The following is a 15,269-nucleotide window of genomic DNA, read 5'->3' as shown; positions in this document are numbered from 1 at the left end:
GTCATCCGGTATCGCGTGGGTAGCGTCGCCGGGTGCCGTCGGCGATTATCGACGCGACGTGACCGCGCCGCGAAAGGGTCGGGTATGTCGGGTATGACGTGGCATCCGTGGAGACAGGCGTTACTCACGGCGGGGGCGGCCGTGGTCGGCTTCGACCCGTCCACGCGCACGTGGGTCACCGACGGCGCCCAGTCTCAGGGGATGGTCGACCTGCCGCCGCTGAAGGGCAGGGTGGTGACCGATCCCGCCTCGCGCGGCCGGGCGGCCGACGACTTCGGGCACCTGGTCCACCGGACCCCCGGGGCCGTGCTGGAGCCCGGCGCCGTGTCGGACATCCTGCTGATGATGAAGTACTGCCGGACGCACAACCTGCAGGTGGCCGCGCGCGGCCAGGGACACGCCACCTTCGGTCAGGGCCAGGTCGCGGGCGGTCTGATCATCGACATGACCCCGCTCAACGCGGTTGAGGTGCGGGAGGACACGGCCGTCGTGGAGGCGGGCGCGCTCTGGAGCAGCTTGGCGCAGGCGACCCTGGCCCACGGCCTGACCCCTCCGGTCTTCACCGACTACCTGGAGCTCTCGGTCGGCGGCACGCTCTCGGTGGGCGGTGTCGGCGGCCAGACCCACCACCACGGAGCCCAGGTGGACGGCGTCGTGGAGCTGGAGGTCGTCACGGGAGAGGCCAGCCTGAGGAGGTGTTCCGCGGAGTCGCGCCCCGAGCTCTTCCGCGCGGCGCTGGCTGGAAGAGGACAGTGCGGCATCATCACCAAGGCCACCGTGCGCCTGCTGCCCGCCCCCGCGACGGTCCGCCACTACCTGCTCTCCTACCCGAGCGTCGCCGCGCTGACCGCCGACCAGCGGTGCGTGGTCAACGACGGCCGCTTCGCCTACGTGGAGGGAGAGCTCGGGCTGCCGACCGGCTCCACCGGCTGGAGTTACCAGCTGGAAGCGGTCGCCTTCTTCAACGGCACGACCCCGCCCGACGACGCCAGGCTTCTCGACGGTCTGAGCGACCAGCCCGGCGACCGGCAGATCCAGGACATGTCCTACTTCGACTTCCTCAACCGGCTCGCCGCGGGCGTCGCCTATCTGAAGTCCACAGGCGAGTGGTACCGCCCGCACCCCTGGTGGAACATGTTCCTGCCCGCGAGCCGCACCGACGCCTTCGTGGAGGCCGCCATCAAGGACCTGACCGAGACCGAGGTCGGCGCCAGCGGCGTGGTCCTGCTCTATCCCTTCCCCCGCGCCCGCCTGCACCTGCCCTTGCTGCGCATGCCCGACGAGGAGACGGTCTTCCTCTTCACGCTGCTCAGAACCGCCTCGCACGGAGCCGAGAACCCGCAGGACATGGTGGAGGCCAACCGTTCCCTCTACCTGCGCGCCCAAGCCGTCGGGGGCTACCAGTACCCGGTCGGCTCCATACCCACCACGCATGAGGAGTGGCGCACCCACTACGGCCCCGCATGGGCCGCCTTCCAGACGGCCCGTGAACGCTACGACCCCGACGGAATCCTCACTCCGGGCCAGGGCGTCTTCCCTCCCAGACCGTGAAGTCCGCGGCCGGATCACCCGTGCCGAGTATGGAATTGGACGCCTCGCTCCGGGCGAGCGACATCATTCCTCGATCGACTACGGCCGGCGGATGGCGTCGCCTTCCGTGGTCACGTGGACCTTCGCGACAAGGCCGTGTCGGACGGTGAGTGTGATGAGCGCCGCCGGCCGGCGGTCCACGAAGGCGAGCAGCTTGGGGTTCGTGCCGATCGGATGTGACACCAAGGTCGCGTGGCTTCCCCAGTAGCGGAGCATGTTGCGGGCGACCGCTTCGGGACCGTGGACCGTCACTGACTCTCGGCCGGTCTGCGTGGCGAACTCGACCGCACCCCACACCTGCGGATCCAGCACGGTGACCAGCGCGTCGAGGTCACCGTTCGCGCACGCCTCGATGAACCGCTCGGTCACCGCGCGGTGTTCGGCGGCGGCGACGTCGAAGCTGCGAGGTTGGGCTGCGAGCACCTTCTGCCTGGCCCGGCGAGCGAGCTGCCGGCAGGTCGGTACCGGTCGGCCGAGGATGCCCGCGATCGAGTCGAACGGCAGCTGGAACACGTCGTGCAGGACGAACGCCACTCGTTCGGCCGGTCCCAGCCGCTCGAGCACGACGAACAGGGCGAGCCGCACCTCGTCGTCCAACGTGATCCGGTCGGCCGGATCGACGGGGATGGGTTGGGCCAGTGGCACGGCGGCCTCGAATTCGGCCGCGTCCGTGATGCGCTCTCTGCGCACCCGCGCCGAGCGGATCTGGTCGACGCAGAGCCGGCTCGTGATGACGGTCAGCCAGCCACGTACATCGTCGATGTCGTCGCGGGCACGGGCGAGACGTGCGTACGCCTCTTGGACGACGTCTTCGGCCCCGCCGACGTCGCCGAGTATCCGGAACGCCAGGTCGATCAGATAACCGCGGTGCCGCCACGCCTCGGCGAACCCGTCGGCGACTTCGCTCATGGATCGTCCCTCCCCGGTGGTGCCAACCCTCTTCAGGACACGACGAGATGGGCGTGCGAGAAGTGACAACCTCCGCTCCGTCACTTTCTCCTCCGCCGTCTCGTCGTGTACTGGTCCGATACTCATCGAACGGAAAGGCCGAATGATGATTCTTGTGACCGGGGCGACCGGCAACGTCGGGCGCCCTCTCGTGGGCATCCTGGCCGACGCGGGTGTCCCCGTGCGGGCGGTCACGCGGACCCCCCACACCGCAAGCCTGCCCGACGGCGTGGACGTGGTCCGCGCGGACCCGTCCGACCCCGGGACGCTCGCCGTAGCCCTCGACGACGTCGACGCCGTCTTCATCAACCCGCGGGCGGTGGGACACGCGGCGGCCGCCCTGGTCGCGCTCGCAGAGAAGCGCGACGTCCGGCGTGCGGTCGTGCTCGCCGCGTCCAACGTCGATGAGGACCCGGCTCGGCAGCCGTCGCGGTACCGCGGTGACTACAACAGGGAAGCCGAGCAAGCCGTCACGGCTTCCGGAATGGAGTGGGTGAGCCTTCGTCCCACGACTTTCGCCGGCAACGTGATCGGCCTGTGGGCCGCCCAGATCGGCGCGGGCGATGTCATCCGCGGCCCGTACGCGCGCGCCGCGGCGGCGCCCATCGACGAGCGGGACATCGCGGAGGTCGCGGCGCACGCGTTGCGCCGCGACGACCTGCTCGGCGAACGGCTCGAGGTGACCGGCCCGGCCTCGCTCACCCAGGAGGAGATGGTGGCGATCGTCGGCACGGCGATCGGCCGGCCGCTGCGGTACCAGGAGGTCCCGCCGGAGGTGGCCAGGCAGATCATGGTCGCGCAGGGCTTTCCCGAGCAGTTCGCCGTCGCGTACCTGCGCATGCAGGCGGACGCTGCCAGGCAGCCGGCGCGGACCACACAAGTGGTGACCGAGGTGCTCGGCCGCGACGCCGGAACCTTCGCCTCGTGGGCCGAACGGCACCGCGAGGCGTTCCTCGCCGCTTCCGGCCCCCGCGTACCCGGGGGCAGGCGATGAGGCTGACGATCGTCGGCGCGACCGGAGGAATCGGCCGGCACCTGCTCCAGCAGTCCGTGGCCGCGGGGCACGACGTGACCGCGGTGGTGCGGGACCCCTCGCGGCTGTCCGCGGACGTTCGTGTCGTCCGCGCCGATCTCGCGACGGCGACACCGCAGGCACTGGCGCCGGCGGTCTCAGGCGCGGACGCGGTGCTGTCCTGCCTCGGGCCCCGGTCGAGGGCCGACGTCGGCATCGCCCATCGCGGGACACAGACCCTCCTCACCGCGATGCAGACGGCCGCCACGCGCAGGATCGTCGCTGTCAGCGCCGCACCCGTCGCGACCATCGCCTCGCCGGGCCGACCGCACCCGCCGAGGCACGACCCGGGCGAGGGCCCCTTCGTGCGGTACCTCCTGGGCCCCACGGTCAAGGCCGTCTTCCGCGCGAACTACCGCGACCTGGCGTCGCTCGAAGACGCCCTTCGCGACAGCGGTCTGGACTGGACGGTCGTACGGCCGCCGTACCTCACCAACGGGCCGATGACCGGCGCATATCGCACCGCACTCGACCGCAACGTCCGCGGCGGACTCAGGGTGTCTCGGGCCGACGTCGCCCATCTCATGCTCGCCGTGCTGAGCCGCCCGGAGACCGTCAAGGCAGCCGTGGGCGTCGCCCGCTGACCGACGGGAGGTCGGCGGGTTGAGCCGCACCGGCACCACCGCCGCGCCGTACTCGCGCATCACCCCCGCTCGACGCGCTTGTGAGCGGCGGAGACGATGCCGGCGGCGCTGGTGCCGGCCGCGGCACTCACGGGTATGCGGATGCCGAGGACCGACGCCATCATGGAGCGGTGGGTGCGGACCGGCCGGCGCGAACTCCTCGACCGCACCTTGATCTGGAACCATCGGCACCCGCGACGTTGGCCTGGAAGGTGAAGATGTCCTTAGGCTGCCGGGCCGAGGCCCTGACCGGGTACGCATGGCCGCCGTGACCGGCGGCCGCCGGTACCGGCTTTTTCTCGCCGGGCAGGCGGTCTCGCTGCTGGGCGATGGCCTGGCCATCTTGGCCATCCCGCTGCTGGTGCTGCAGATGACGCGTAGTCCGCTGGCCGCCGCGCTGGCCTCCGCGCCACGGACGATCGGCTACCTGCTGGTCGGGCTGCCGGCCGGTCCCCTGGTGGACCGGATGGATCCGTGGCGGGTGTTGATCGGCGCCGATGTGGTTCGCTGCGCCGTGTTCGTGGCGCTGTTCACGCTGACGAGGGCGCACGCCGGCACGATCGCGGTGATCTTGGTGCTGGCATTCGTCGCCGGAGCCGCCGGGGTCTTCTTCGAAACCGCGCTGGCAATCGCGACACGCGACCTGTACCGGGGGCAGGCGCTGGTCGGGGCCAACTCTTTCCTGGAGACCGCCAACCAGACCTCCCTGGTGATCGGACCGGCCATCGTCGGCCTGCTGGCCGTCGCCCTCGGCATGAACGCCGCGCTGCTGGTGGACGCGGCCACGTTCGTGGTGTCGCTGACGACATTGGCGGGCACCCGGCGCCGCACTCCGCCGATCCCGCGCCCGCCACGCCAACAGGTCCCCCTGCGAACCCAGTGGCGCGACGGCGTGCGCTGCCTGGCGTCCTCGCCGGTCATCCTGTCCTTCGCCGTCCTGCAAGTCGTGATCAATCTGTGCCTGGCCGTGGAGAAACTGATCGTCTTCTTCGCCCGCGACTACCTGGGCGCCGCATCCTGGCTCGTCGGCGTGGCCGTTGCCGGCGGAGGCCTGGGCGGGGTCGCCGGCGCCGCCATCGCCCCCTATCTCACCGCCCGCATCGCTCCGGTCCGGCTGGCCCTGGCCGCCTCTGCGATGATCGGCATCGGGCTGTGCGTGACCGGCTCAGCCCCCGACGCCTGGTGGCTGGCCGCCGGCAACGCCGTGCTGGTGTGGGCCACCGTCGTGGCGAGCATCGTGATCCGCACCCTGCGCCAGCACCTGGTGCCCCGTGACCTGCTCGGCCGGGTCACCAGCACCGTACGCTCCATCGTCTTGGCCACCACCCCCCTCGGAGCGGTCCTGGCCGGCATGGTCACCCAAATGCTGTCCGGCAACCCCCGCCTGGTCTTCCTCGGCGCCGGCATGGTCGTGGCGGCCTCCGCCCCGATCGCCTGGTTGAGCGGGCTACGCCACCACGACGCCACCGGCCTGGACACGGCATCGGATGCGGCGTGCTGAGCGCATTACCCTGACCCGCCGGTGACCGCCTGCCACCAGCCCCTTCCTTGCCGCGGCCGTCGGCGCATCTCCTGCCGGGCCGACTCGAGGGCGCGTAGCGCCTTCGCTTCGCCGTGCCGGTCATCCAGGTCACGGAAGATGGAGACGGCTCTGGTGTGGTGGTCGATGGCTTCGTCGATCCGGCCCGCCTCGCGCAGGGCGAGGCCGAGGTTGCTCAGCGTCCAGGCTTCGAAGCGCCGGTCGCCCAGGTCGCGGAAGATGGTGACGGCCCGGAGGTGGGCGTCGATCGCTTCGTCGAACCGGAGCATCTCGTACAGGGCGAGGCCGAGGTTGTTCAGCGCCGTGCCTTCGAGGTACCGGTCGTCGAGCTCGTGGTAGACGCTGGCGGCTCGGGTGTGGTGGTCGGCGGCTTCGTCGAACCGGCCCGCCTCGCGCAGGGTGATGCCGAGGTTGTTCAGCACCCTGCCTTCGCTGCGGCGGTCGCCGAAGTCGGGGAAGATGGTGGCGGCTCGGGTATGGGCGTCGATGGCTTCGTCGAACCGGCCTACCTCGGACAGGGCGAGGCCGAGGTTGTTCAGCGCCCTGGCCTTCCCGTGCCGGTCACCGAGGTCACGGAAGATGGCGACGGCTCGGGTATGGGCGTCGATTGCCTCTGCGAACCGACGTACCTCACGCAAGTCGAAACCGAGGTTGTTCAGCGCCGCGCCTTCCCCTTGCCGGTCCTTGAGGTCGCGGAAGATGGTGACGGCTCGGAGGTGGGCGTCGATCGCTTCGTCGAACCGGAGCATCTCGCGCAGGGCGAGGCCGAGGTTGCTCAGCGCCGCACCTTCCCCGTGCCGGTCACCGAGGTCACGGGCGGCGGTAAGACCGTGGTGCGCAGTGGTGATGGCGTCGTCGAGGTGGCGGCGCCAGCGCAGATACTCGGCCAGAGACCCGGCAAGGGTCATGGCGGCGCGCGGCTGGACGGTGGCGGCCAAGGCGACGACGCCGACCACGTTGGGGCGTTCGGAGTCCAGCCAGGCCAGCGCGTCGCCGCGGCCTCGGAACCGATCCGGCAGCGGCACTCCGGCCAGCGCGCGCACATGGTCATCCGCAGCGCCGGTGGTGACCTCGTAGTACTTCAGCAGCCGCTCGAGTGCCCGGTGGCGGTCACCGCCGTCGATGGTGTCGGCGAGTTCGGCGGCGTACACCTTGATCAGGTCGTGCATCCGCCACCGCCCAGACCCGGGCGGGGCCTCGGTCAGCAGCCCGGCCTGGGCCAAGGCCACCAGCCTTGGCCGTGCCCGGTGGGCCGGTGCGCCGGTGAGCGCAGCGGCGGCGTCGGTGGAGATATAGGGGCCGGGGTTGACCGACAACCACCGGAACACCTCCTGCTCGCCGGGCCGCAGCCGGCGGTAGGACAGATCGAACGCCGCCCGCACCGGCACCGACCGCCTTGCCGCCGCCTCCCGGGAACCCTCAGGCAGTTGTAGTTCGTCCAGCCGGGTCCGCTCGTCGGCCAGGGCGTCCGCCAAGCCGGTGATCGGCAGGCCCGGATCACCCACCAGGACCGCGGCGGCGATCTGCAAGGCCAACGGCAGCCGCCCGCACCGATCCGCCACCTCCGCCAGCGCCGCCACTTGGGCGTCCGGGCGCTGGTCATGCGGACGAGCCCGCAACAGGGTCTGGCGGATCAGATCGACGGCCGCGTCGTCCGCCAGTTCATCGACGTCGATCAGGCGGGCGTCCAGGACCGCCAAGGTGTCACGGGAGGTGACCAGCATCCGATGCGCCCGATGCGCCGGGATCAGCGCGCGAATCTGCTCGGCGGACGACACGTCATCGGCCACCACCAGGACTCGTAATCCCGCCTGGCCGCGGCGGGTCAGCTCCGCCTGGTACAGCCCCAGCTGTTCTTGGAACGTGGGCGGCAGTTGCTGGTCGGCGATGCCGAGTGCACGCAGCAGCATGCCAACCGCCTGTGCGTCGGTCACCGCGCCGGCCGGGTCGTAGCCGCGCATGCCGAGAAACAGCACCCCGCCGCCGAACCAACCTCGTGCCGCCGCTTCGTGGCCGACGTGCAGGGCCAAGGCCGTCTTACCGATCCCGGCCATCCCATGCACCGCCGACACCACCACCGCCCTCCCCCGATCCTCCGGCTCCAGCAAACCCAGCAGTTGCTCGGTCTCCTGGCCACGGCCGACCAAAAGCGCCGGAGCCCCCGGCAACGACACCATCGACGGTGCCCCGTGCCCACCTGCCGATCCGCCCGCCGGGTAATGATGATGGACGTGCTGGTCCCGACCCACCTGGGTGATCTGGCCACGCTCGGAAGCTGCGGCGCCCTGCGCCACCCCGCCCATATCGCCGCCCGGAACGCCGTCGTGACCGGTCAGACCCATTGCCGCCTCGCCATACCACTCATCATCGCCCCGCAAGACAAAGACCAATCCTCGATTTCGGCAAGACGGCCCGATCCGGGTGCAGCCGACTTCGGACAGCCGGTGCACACCACTCTGGACACCTCTCAGGGCGAGTGATGTGATGACTTAATCACTAGCCGCGAGGTGACGATGAGTGGCGAAGTGGCCCGGCCGACCCTGTCCGACGCACTCACGGAACGGATTCTCGAGCTGATCCGTACAGACGGTCTGCGCCCCGGCGACCGGCTGCCCTCCACCCGTGAGCTGTCACAGCGTTTCGCGGTGACCGTTCCGACGCTGCGAGAGGTACTAAGACGCCTCGAGGTCACGGGCGCCATCCGGATGCGGCACGGGTCGGGCATCTACGTCGGCACCGACCTGGACCGCGTGGTGCTCCCCAACCCCAATGTCCGGGACCTGCGCGGTGAACGCGTGATGCAGCTCCTGGAGACACGCCTCCTCATCGAGCCACAGGCGGCCGAGCTCGCGGCCCGCCGCGCCGAACCCGAGGCCGTGGCCCGGATGCGGGCCGTCCTCGCCGAGGCCGGCAGGCACCTGCGCGACGAGGACGCGGAGCTGCATCTGGCCAATATGGACTTCCACCGGGCCACCGGCCTGGCGGCCGGGAACGGCGTGCTGGCCGAGGTGCTCGACTCACTGCTGTCGGTGCACGCGGTGGAGCAGCGGGAAATACTCCGGCTCTTCAACGACCGCGCCCGCGACTTCGACGAGCACACCGCGATCCTCGAAGCGATCGAGCGCGGAGACGCGAAAGCCGCGCGTGACCTGATGCACCGGCATCTGCAAGACGTGAAGTCCATCGTCGAACAACGCCTCACCCCCTGAAACCCTTCTTACCAATAAAACGCCCCACCTCCTGAAACCCTTCGCACCAATACAGCGCCCCGCCTCCTGACGACGTCCGCACCAATACAGCGCCCCACCTCCTGAGAACATCCGCACCCAAAACGGCTCACCCCCCGATAACGGAGACGTCACCATGAGAATTCATGGACTGCGGACAGCTTCCCTCTGCGCGGCGGCGACACTGTTCGCGATCGCGGGCTGCTCCGGCGGCTCGGCGAAGAAGAATGAACTGAAGCTCTACAACGACAAGAACGCCTGGACGCCCTTCTTCAACGAGCTCGGCGCGCTGTCCAAACAGCAGACCGGGCTGAGCATCAAACCGGTCGGCTACTCCGATGAGCGCGCGTACGACGCCTTCATCACGGCGTCCTTCCGTACCAGGATCAAGCCCGACCTTTTCACCTGGCAGACCGGCTCGAAGTTGAAGGACATCGTCGACCTGAGGCAGGTCGCCGACACCTCGGCCATCTGGCAGCAGGGGATCAAGAACGGCGACCTCAGCCAGGACGTCGAGAAGTACTTCACGGTCGGCGGGAAGCAGTACTGCGTGCCCACCAACGTCGCCTACTGGGGCATGTTCTACAACAAGAGGATCTTCGCGAAGTACGGCCTGAAGCCGCCCGCCACCTGGAACGATCTGATCAGGGCCGCGGACACGCTGAAGCAGCACGGCCAGAAGGCATTCTTCACCCAGGCGACGCCGAACCTGTTCACCTTCACCTGGTTCCAGCAGTTGCTGGCCGGCTCCGACCCCGCGCTGTACGACCGGCTCTCGACCGGCCAGGCCAAGTACACCGACCCCGGCGTGGTGGCCGCGATGACGCGCTGGAAGTCGATGCTGGACGCCGGCTACTTCAGCGACCCGGCCGACACGAGCGACCCGGCCGACGTGTTCAAGAGCGGCAAGGCCGCCATGGTGAACTACGGCACGTTCTTCGCGACGAGCCTCACCCAGCGCGGCATGAAACCCGGTTCGGACTACGGCTTCTTCGTGATCCCGAGCGTCGACCCGTCGTTGCCCAAGACCCCGCTGATCTTCGAGACGGGCCCGCTGTGCTCGCTCAACAAGGCCGCCGACCCGGCGGCGAACACGAAGTTCCTGAGCTGGTGGGTCACACCGGCGGCGCAGGAGAAGTGGTCGGCCAGCCGCGGCGACGTGTCCGCCAACCCGAGGGTAAAGGTCTCGAATCCCGAGTTCGCCCCGGTCTCCAAGGACGCGGGCACCGGCAGGTACCAGCTCGTGCAGCGGTACTTCGAGGCGACCCCGGCGCCGATCCTCGCGGCGGCGCTCGACGGGTTCAGCGGCTTTCTCGCCGACCCCGGCTCGTACATGAAGGTCCTGCAGACCATCCAGAAGGCCGCGGACGGCTACTGGAGTCAGCACAAGACCGGGAGCTGACGGGGTGGCGACTCGCAAGGCGCCGCTGCTCGGCCGGTTCCGGCTCGGTTACGTCTCCCCTGCCGTGCTGTTCGTCGCCGTCCTGCTCTACCTGCCGTTCCTGTGGACGGCGTACCTGAGCCTGACCAAGTACGACGGGCTGACCTCGCCGGAGTTCGTCGGCCTGAAGAACTTCGGCGCCCTGCTCCATGACCCCGCGCTCCTCACGTCCCTGCGCAACACCCTGCTCTGGGTGGCCGGCACGCTCCTGCTGCCGGTCGGGCTGGGCCTGCTGGTCGCCGTCCTGTCGTACGACGTGAAGGGCGGGACCTGGCTCCGGCTGCCGTTCATGCTCCCGTACGCCCTGTCCGGCGCGGGACTGGGCCTGGTGTGGAGCTTCATCCTCACCAAAGACGGTGTCGCCAACCAGCTGCTGGGCGCGCTCGGCCTGCCGGGCGGGCACACGTCGTTCCTGCAGTACGGGCCGGGCAACACCGTCGCGTTGGTGGTCGTCTGGACGTGGCAGCAGCTCGGCGTGAACACCTTGCTGTTCGTGGTGGGGCTGCAGTCGATCCCCAAGACGCCGATCGAGGCGGCCAGGATCGACGGAGCGTCGGGCTGGCAGCTGTTCCGGCACATCATCTGGCCGTTGATGCGCCCGCTCACCACCGTGGTGGTCGGTCTCGCGCTGGTGGCGAGCCTGAAGACGTTCGACATCGTGTGGGTGCTGACCCAGGGCGGGCCGGGCCGATCGTCGGAGACCCTCGGCGTGACGATGTACCGCGACACGTTCGTGGCGAACGACTACGGCTACGGCTCGGCCGTCGCGGTGTTGCTCACCGTCGTGACGGGCCTGGCCTCGTTCCTCTACCTGCGAACCCAGGTCCGGAAGGAGGACGCCCGTGCGTAGGGTGATCCTGGCCCTGCTCGGGCTCGTCTGGCTGCTGCCGACCTATCTCCTGGTGGTGAACGCCTTCCGGCCGGCGACCGCCTACGATCCGGCGAAGGCCTGGGTGCCGTCCGGCCACATCGCGATCTGGGGCAACGTCGTGAAGGCGTGGCACAAGGCCGACCTCGGCGGGGGCCTGGGCAGCACGCTGCTGTACAGCACCGTCTCGCCGGCCATCGCGCTGGTGTTCGCGGCGCTGGCCGGGTACGGCATCGTCGTGCTGCGGATTCGTGGCGGCTTCTGGTGGTTCATGCTGATCTTCGGCGGCATGACCATCCCGAACCAGATGATCCTGGTCCCCTTGTTCGTCCGGTACAGCGACGCGAATCTGTACGACCACCGGCTCGGGATGATCATCATCTACACGGCGATCAGCGTGCCGCTCGCCGCGTTCGTGATGCGGAACTTCTTCACCGGAGTAGCGTTCTCGATCTTCGAGGCGGCGCGGATGGACGGCGCCTCGACGCTGAGGATCTTCTGGCAGATCTACCTCCCGCTCTCGCGCAGCGCCCTGGCGGCGATCTTCATCCTCGAGTTCACCTTCGTCTGGAACGACCTCCTCCTGGGCCTGACGCTGACCCAGAGCCCGACCGTGCGGCCGGTGATGACCGCACTGGCCGCGCTGCAGAACGACGTGTACGCGGGCACTCCCATCCCGATCGGCCTCGCCGCCGGGCTCGTGGTCTCACTGCCCACGGTCGTGCTCTTCCTCGCGACACAACGACTGTTCGCCAAGGGACTGACGCTCGGACAGGCATAAGACCGATGAACCAGGAAGGAAGCGGATGACCAGCCGGTTGCTCCAGGCCAGCCTGGGATCACCCGACTATGACGGGATCCGGGACGCGCTCCGGAACGACACCTCGACCGAGGTGCTCTCCGTGCGGGGCCTCGGCGTGCGCGCCGAGGTGCCGCCGCTGTTCCGCCGGGACGAGGCCGGCCGCCTGCTCCAGGCGGTGCGCGTCACGGTCACCGGTGAGGTCCCCCGCGACCTGGGGTTCGTCCTCAAGGACGGAGACACCAAGGTCGCGTCGGGGACCGACGGCCTTCTTCTCGTTCCCGAGGTCGCGGAGCCGCGCCGCCTCACGCTGGAGGTCCGCGACGGCTCCGGCGTCGTCGGCGCCGCGCCCGTCACCGTCACTCCACAGCGCAAGTGGAACGTGTTCGTCGTCCACCACTCCCACCTCGACATCGGCTATACCGATCCGCAGGCGACGGTGCTGCGCAACCACCTGGACTACGTGGACGCCGCTCTCCGGCTCGCCGCCCGAACGGACGGCTGGCCGGACGACGCGCGGTTCCGCTGGACGGTCGAGTCGTCACTGCCGGCGCTCCGGTGGCTGGCGGAGCGGCCCGCCGAGTCGGTGTCGGAGTTGCGGGAGTTCGTCGGACGGGTCCGCGAGGGGTCGATCGAGGTCACCGCGTTCCCGTTCCAGTTGCACACCGAGGCGTGCTCCACCGACGAGCTGTACCGCCTGCTCCGCCACGTCGCCGACCTGCGCGACCGCTACGGCATCGAGACCCGCTCGGCCATGCACACGGACGTGCCCGGTGCCGTCGTCGGCGTGGTCGACGCACTGACCGCGGCCGGCGTACGGTACCTGGCCGCCGCGCACAACTGGGCCGGCCGCTCGGTGCCGTACCTCGTCGGCGGCGACCGGCTGTCCCGGCCGTTCCGCTGGCGTGCGCCGAGCGGCCGGGAACTGCTCGTGTGGTTCACCGACACGCCACACGGCATGGCCTACATGGAGGGCAACACCGTCGGCCTGGTCGACGGGTACGACCTCGCCCTCGACCTGCTTCCGCGCTACCTCGACTCGCTGGCACACCGCCCGTACCCGTACGGGCCCGGGACCTTCGGCTGGCTCGGCCCGGACGTGCCCAAGGACCCGTACGAGCTGGACGCCGTGCACCTTCGGGTGCAGGGCGCGCACGCCGACAACGCCGGGCCGAGCATCATGCCGGCGCTGATCGCGCGACGCTGGAACGGGGAGTGGGCGTATCCGCGCCTGCGGATGGCCACCAACACCGATTTCTTCACCCACATCGAGGAGCACTACGCCGATCGTCTCCCGGTGCACGAGGGCGACTGGACCGACTGGTGGGCCGACGGGCTCGGCTCCGGGGCCCGCCCGCTCGGGTACGTACGGCGTGCGGAGAACCTGCTGCGCGCCGCCGAGACGGTGCACGCCATGGCCTACACGCGTGACGGCGAGGACGATCGCGACGTCACCGAGGCGGTCGACGTCTGCTACGACAAGGCCGCGATGTTCAACGAGCACACCTGGGGTGCGGCGAATCCGTGGGAGGACGCCGAAGAGGCGGGCGACTCCGGCGGCCTGCAGTGGACCCGTAAGTCGGCGGTGGGGTACGGAACCTACGACGACGCGGCCGACCTGCTGCACGCCGGGATCCGGCGGCTCGGCGCGAGCGCCGCCGGTGTGGCGGGCGCGCTCGCCTCATTCCTGGTCGTCAACACGGGCACGGTGCGGCGCACCGACGTCGTGACGGCCTTCCTGCCGCGTGACGTGGTGGCCCTGGACGAGCCGGTCGCGCTGGTCGACGCGCGGACGGGGAGGCGTGTGCCGCACCACGAGACCATCGTCGAGCCCGATGACTGGCCGAGCCGTCCGATCGGCCGCCACCTCGAGGCCGTCGTCTCGGCCGTACCGGGGATCGGTCAGGTACGGCTCGACGTGGTCCGCGCCGAGGAGGCGGCGCCGGCAGCGGTCGACCTGGGCAACGCCGGTGTCATCGAGAACGAGTTCTACCGGGTGGAGTACGACATCCGGGAGGGACATCTCCGGTCGATCTTCGACAAGGTCACCGGCCGGGAACTGGTCGACACCGAGGCCGTCGCCGGCTTCGGCCAGTACATCTACGACCGGTACGCCACGGCTCCACACTTCAATCACCTGTCCGGGCACGTGCCCGCGTCCGACAGGACACTGCTCGGCGACCGGGCGATCGCCACGGGCGCCGTGATCACGAAGGCCGAGCGCACGGCGGTGGGCGAGCGTCTGGTCGTCGAGGCGAACGGCAAGGGCGTCGACTGGATCCGCACGACGCTCGAGCTGTACGCGGGCGTGCCCCGCCTCGACCTCCGGATGCAGCTCGCCAAGCAGGGGGTCTCCGGCAAGGAGGCCGTCTTCTTCGCGTTTCCGTTCGCGGTGTCCGGACCGCCGGCCGCCTGGGAGCTCACGGGCGGCGTCGGCGGCACCGACATCGCCCAGGTCCCGGGCTCCGCGCGACACATGCTGCCGATCCGGCACTGGATCGCCTTCGAGGACCGGGATCTGTCCGTGGCGTGGGCGACGCTGGAGGCCCCACTCGTCCAGCTCGGCACGATCCACATGCCGTACGCGCCGTTCCCCCCGACACTCGACCGGGAGCCGGGAACGATCTACTCCTGGGCGCTGAACAACATCTGGGACACCAACTTCCCCTCCCAGCAGCAGGGCGAGACGACCTTCCGGTACGCCATCGCCTCGGCCGCCGGCGTGCCCGCGACCCGGCTGGGGAGCAGCGCCGCGGCCGGCCTCACCGACCCGCTGATCGCGGTGCTCGCCACCGGCTCCGCCATGGCGCCCGCGGTGGGCGAACTCGTGACGGTCGACGCGCCGGACGTCCTCATCACGTCCGTGGGCCGAGGCCGCCGCGGCGATGGTCTCGTCGTACGGCTCCAGTCGATGGCGGCCGACCCGGTCGAGGCCGGGCTGCGCGTACCCGGGTTGAGGCGGGCGCACCAGAGCGCCGGGCTCGAGCAGGACCTGCGCGAACTCGGTGTCCGCGACGGTGCCGTACGAGTCACGCTGCCCGCTCGCGGAGTCGCCGCCGTCTTCATCGAACTCGAGGGAGCCGAGTGAGAATCTCCTGGTACCCGCTCGTGCCCAGCGACCGCGGGGACGACCCGGAGGCCGGACTGTCCCCGATCGGGTG

General features: G+C 70.0%; 12 protein-coding genes. 10 read left to right on the top strand and 2 right to left on the bottom strand.

Annotation, left to right across the window (positions count from 1 at the left end; translation table 11 throughout):
• The first annotated feature begins 84 nt into the window (after positions 1-84).
• Complete coding sequence (locus tag ACQP2O_RS26295; RefSeq protein WP_433190450.1) at positions 85-1,551, top strand: FAD-binding protein; 1,467 nt, start codon at positions 85-87, stop codon at positions 1,549-1,551.
• A gap of 78 nt (positions 1,552-1,629) precedes the next feature.
• Here the strand turns inward: ACQP2O_RS26295 and sigI are convergent, their stop codons facing one another.
• Positions 1,630-2,499 (bottom strand): RNA polymerase sigma factor SigI, encoded by an 870-nt coding sequence (gene sigI, locus ACQP2O_RS26290; RefSeq protein ID WP_433190448.1) that lies wholly within the window; start codon positions 2,497-2,499, stop codon positions 1,630-1,632.
• A 142-nt stretch (positions 2,500-2,641) separates the two neighbouring features.
• On the opposite strand from sigI, the gene ACQP2O_RS26285 reads away from it, so the two are divergent.
• The 3 genes from ACQP2O_RS26285 to ACQP2O_RS26275 all read left to right on the top strand — a co-directional run bounded on the left by ACQP2O_RS26285 (position 2,642) and on the right by ACQP2O_RS26275 (position 5,734).
• The gene (locus ACQP2O_RS26285; protein WP_433190447.1) at positions 2,642-3,532 is read left to right on the top strand and encodes an NAD(P)H-binding protein; all 891 of its coding nucleotides are present in this window, start codon (positions 2,642-2,644) and stop codon (positions 3,530-3,532) included.
• Positions 3,529-4,194 (top strand): NAD(P)-dependent oxidoreductase, encoded by a 666-nt coding sequence (locus ACQP2O_RS26280; protein ID WP_433190445.1) that lies wholly within the window; start codon positions 3,529-3,531, stop codon positions 4,192-4,194. The genes ACQP2O_RS26285 and ACQP2O_RS26280 overlap by 4 nt, the downstream gene beginning before the upstream one ends.
• 298 nt (positions 4,195-4,492) lie before the next feature.
• On the top strand, positions 4,493-5,734 hold the full coding sequence (locus tag ACQP2O_RS26275; RefSeq protein ID WP_433190443.1) for an MFS transporter: 1,242 nt from the start codon (positions 4,493-4,495) through the stop codon (positions 5,732-5,734).
• A 5-nt stretch (positions 5,735-5,739) separates the two neighbouring features.
• On the opposite strand, the gene ACQP2O_RS26270 is transcribed toward ACQP2O_RS26275, so the two are convergent.
• Positions 5,740-7,950: a tetratricopeptide repeat protein gene (locus ACQP2O_RS26270; protein ID WP_433190441.1), complete on the bottom strand. Its 2,211-nt coding sequence runs from the start codon at positions 7,948-7,950 to the stop codon at positions 5,740-5,742.
• A 48-nt stretch (positions 7,951-7,998) separates the two neighbouring features.
• On the opposite strand from ACQP2O_RS26270, the gene ACQP2O_RS26265 reads away from it, so the two are divergent.
• From ACQP2O_RS26265 to ACQP2O_RS26240, 6 genes are all read left to right on the top strand, one after another.
• Positions 7,999-8,253, top strand: a complete 255-nt coding sequence (locus tag ACQP2O_RS26265; protein ID WP_433190440.1) for a hypothetical protein — start codon at positions 7,999-8,001, stop codon at positions 8,251-8,253.
• 33 nt (positions 8,254-8,286) lie between these two features.
• Positions 8,287-8,982 (top strand): FadR/GntR family transcriptional regulator, encoded by a 696-nt coding sequence (locus tag ACQP2O_RS26260; protein WP_433190438.1) that lies wholly within the window; start codon positions 8,287-8,289, stop codon positions 8,980-8,982.
• A gap of 154 nt (positions 8,983-9,136) precedes the next feature.
• Entirely contained in the window at positions 9,137-10,402 is a 1,266-nt protein-coding gene (locus ACQP2O_RS26255) for an ABC transporter substrate-binding protein (RefSeq protein ID WP_433190436.1), read from the top strand.
• Positions 10,403-10,406: 4 nt separating this feature from the next.
• The gene (locus ACQP2O_RS26250; protein WP_433190434.1) at positions 10,407-11,291 is read left to right on the top strand and encodes a carbohydrate ABC transporter permease; all 885 of its coding nucleotides are present in this window, start codon (positions 10,407-10,409) and stop codon (positions 11,289-11,291) included.
• Positions 11,284-12,090 (top strand): carbohydrate ABC transporter permease, encoded by an 807-nt coding sequence (locus ACQP2O_RS26245; protein WP_433190432.1) that lies wholly within the window; start codon positions 11,284-11,286, stop codon positions 12,088-12,090. Before ACQP2O_RS26250 ends, ACQP2O_RS26245 begins: the two co-directional genes overlap by 8 nt.
• Positions 12,091-12,115: 25 nt before the next feature.
• Positions 12,116-15,196 carry a glycoside hydrolase family 38 C-terminal domain-containing protein gene (locus ACQP2O_RS26240; RefSeq protein ID WP_433190430.1) on the top strand — a complete coding sequence of 1,027 codons (3,081 nt, stop codon included), beginning with the start codon at positions 12,116-12,118 and terminating at the stop codon, positions 15,194-15,196.
• The last annotated feature ends 73 nt before the right edge of the window (positions 15,197-15,269 follow it).

It is taken from the genome of Actinoallomurus sp. CA-150999, assembly GCF_050942425.1.
Taxonomy (GTDB): Bacteria; Actinomycetota; Actinomycetes; order Streptosporangiales; family Streptosporangiaceae; genus Actinoallomurus.
The sequence above is the reverse complement of the archived record's forward strand: the minus strand, read 5'-3'. Positions and strand labels throughout refer to the sequence as shown.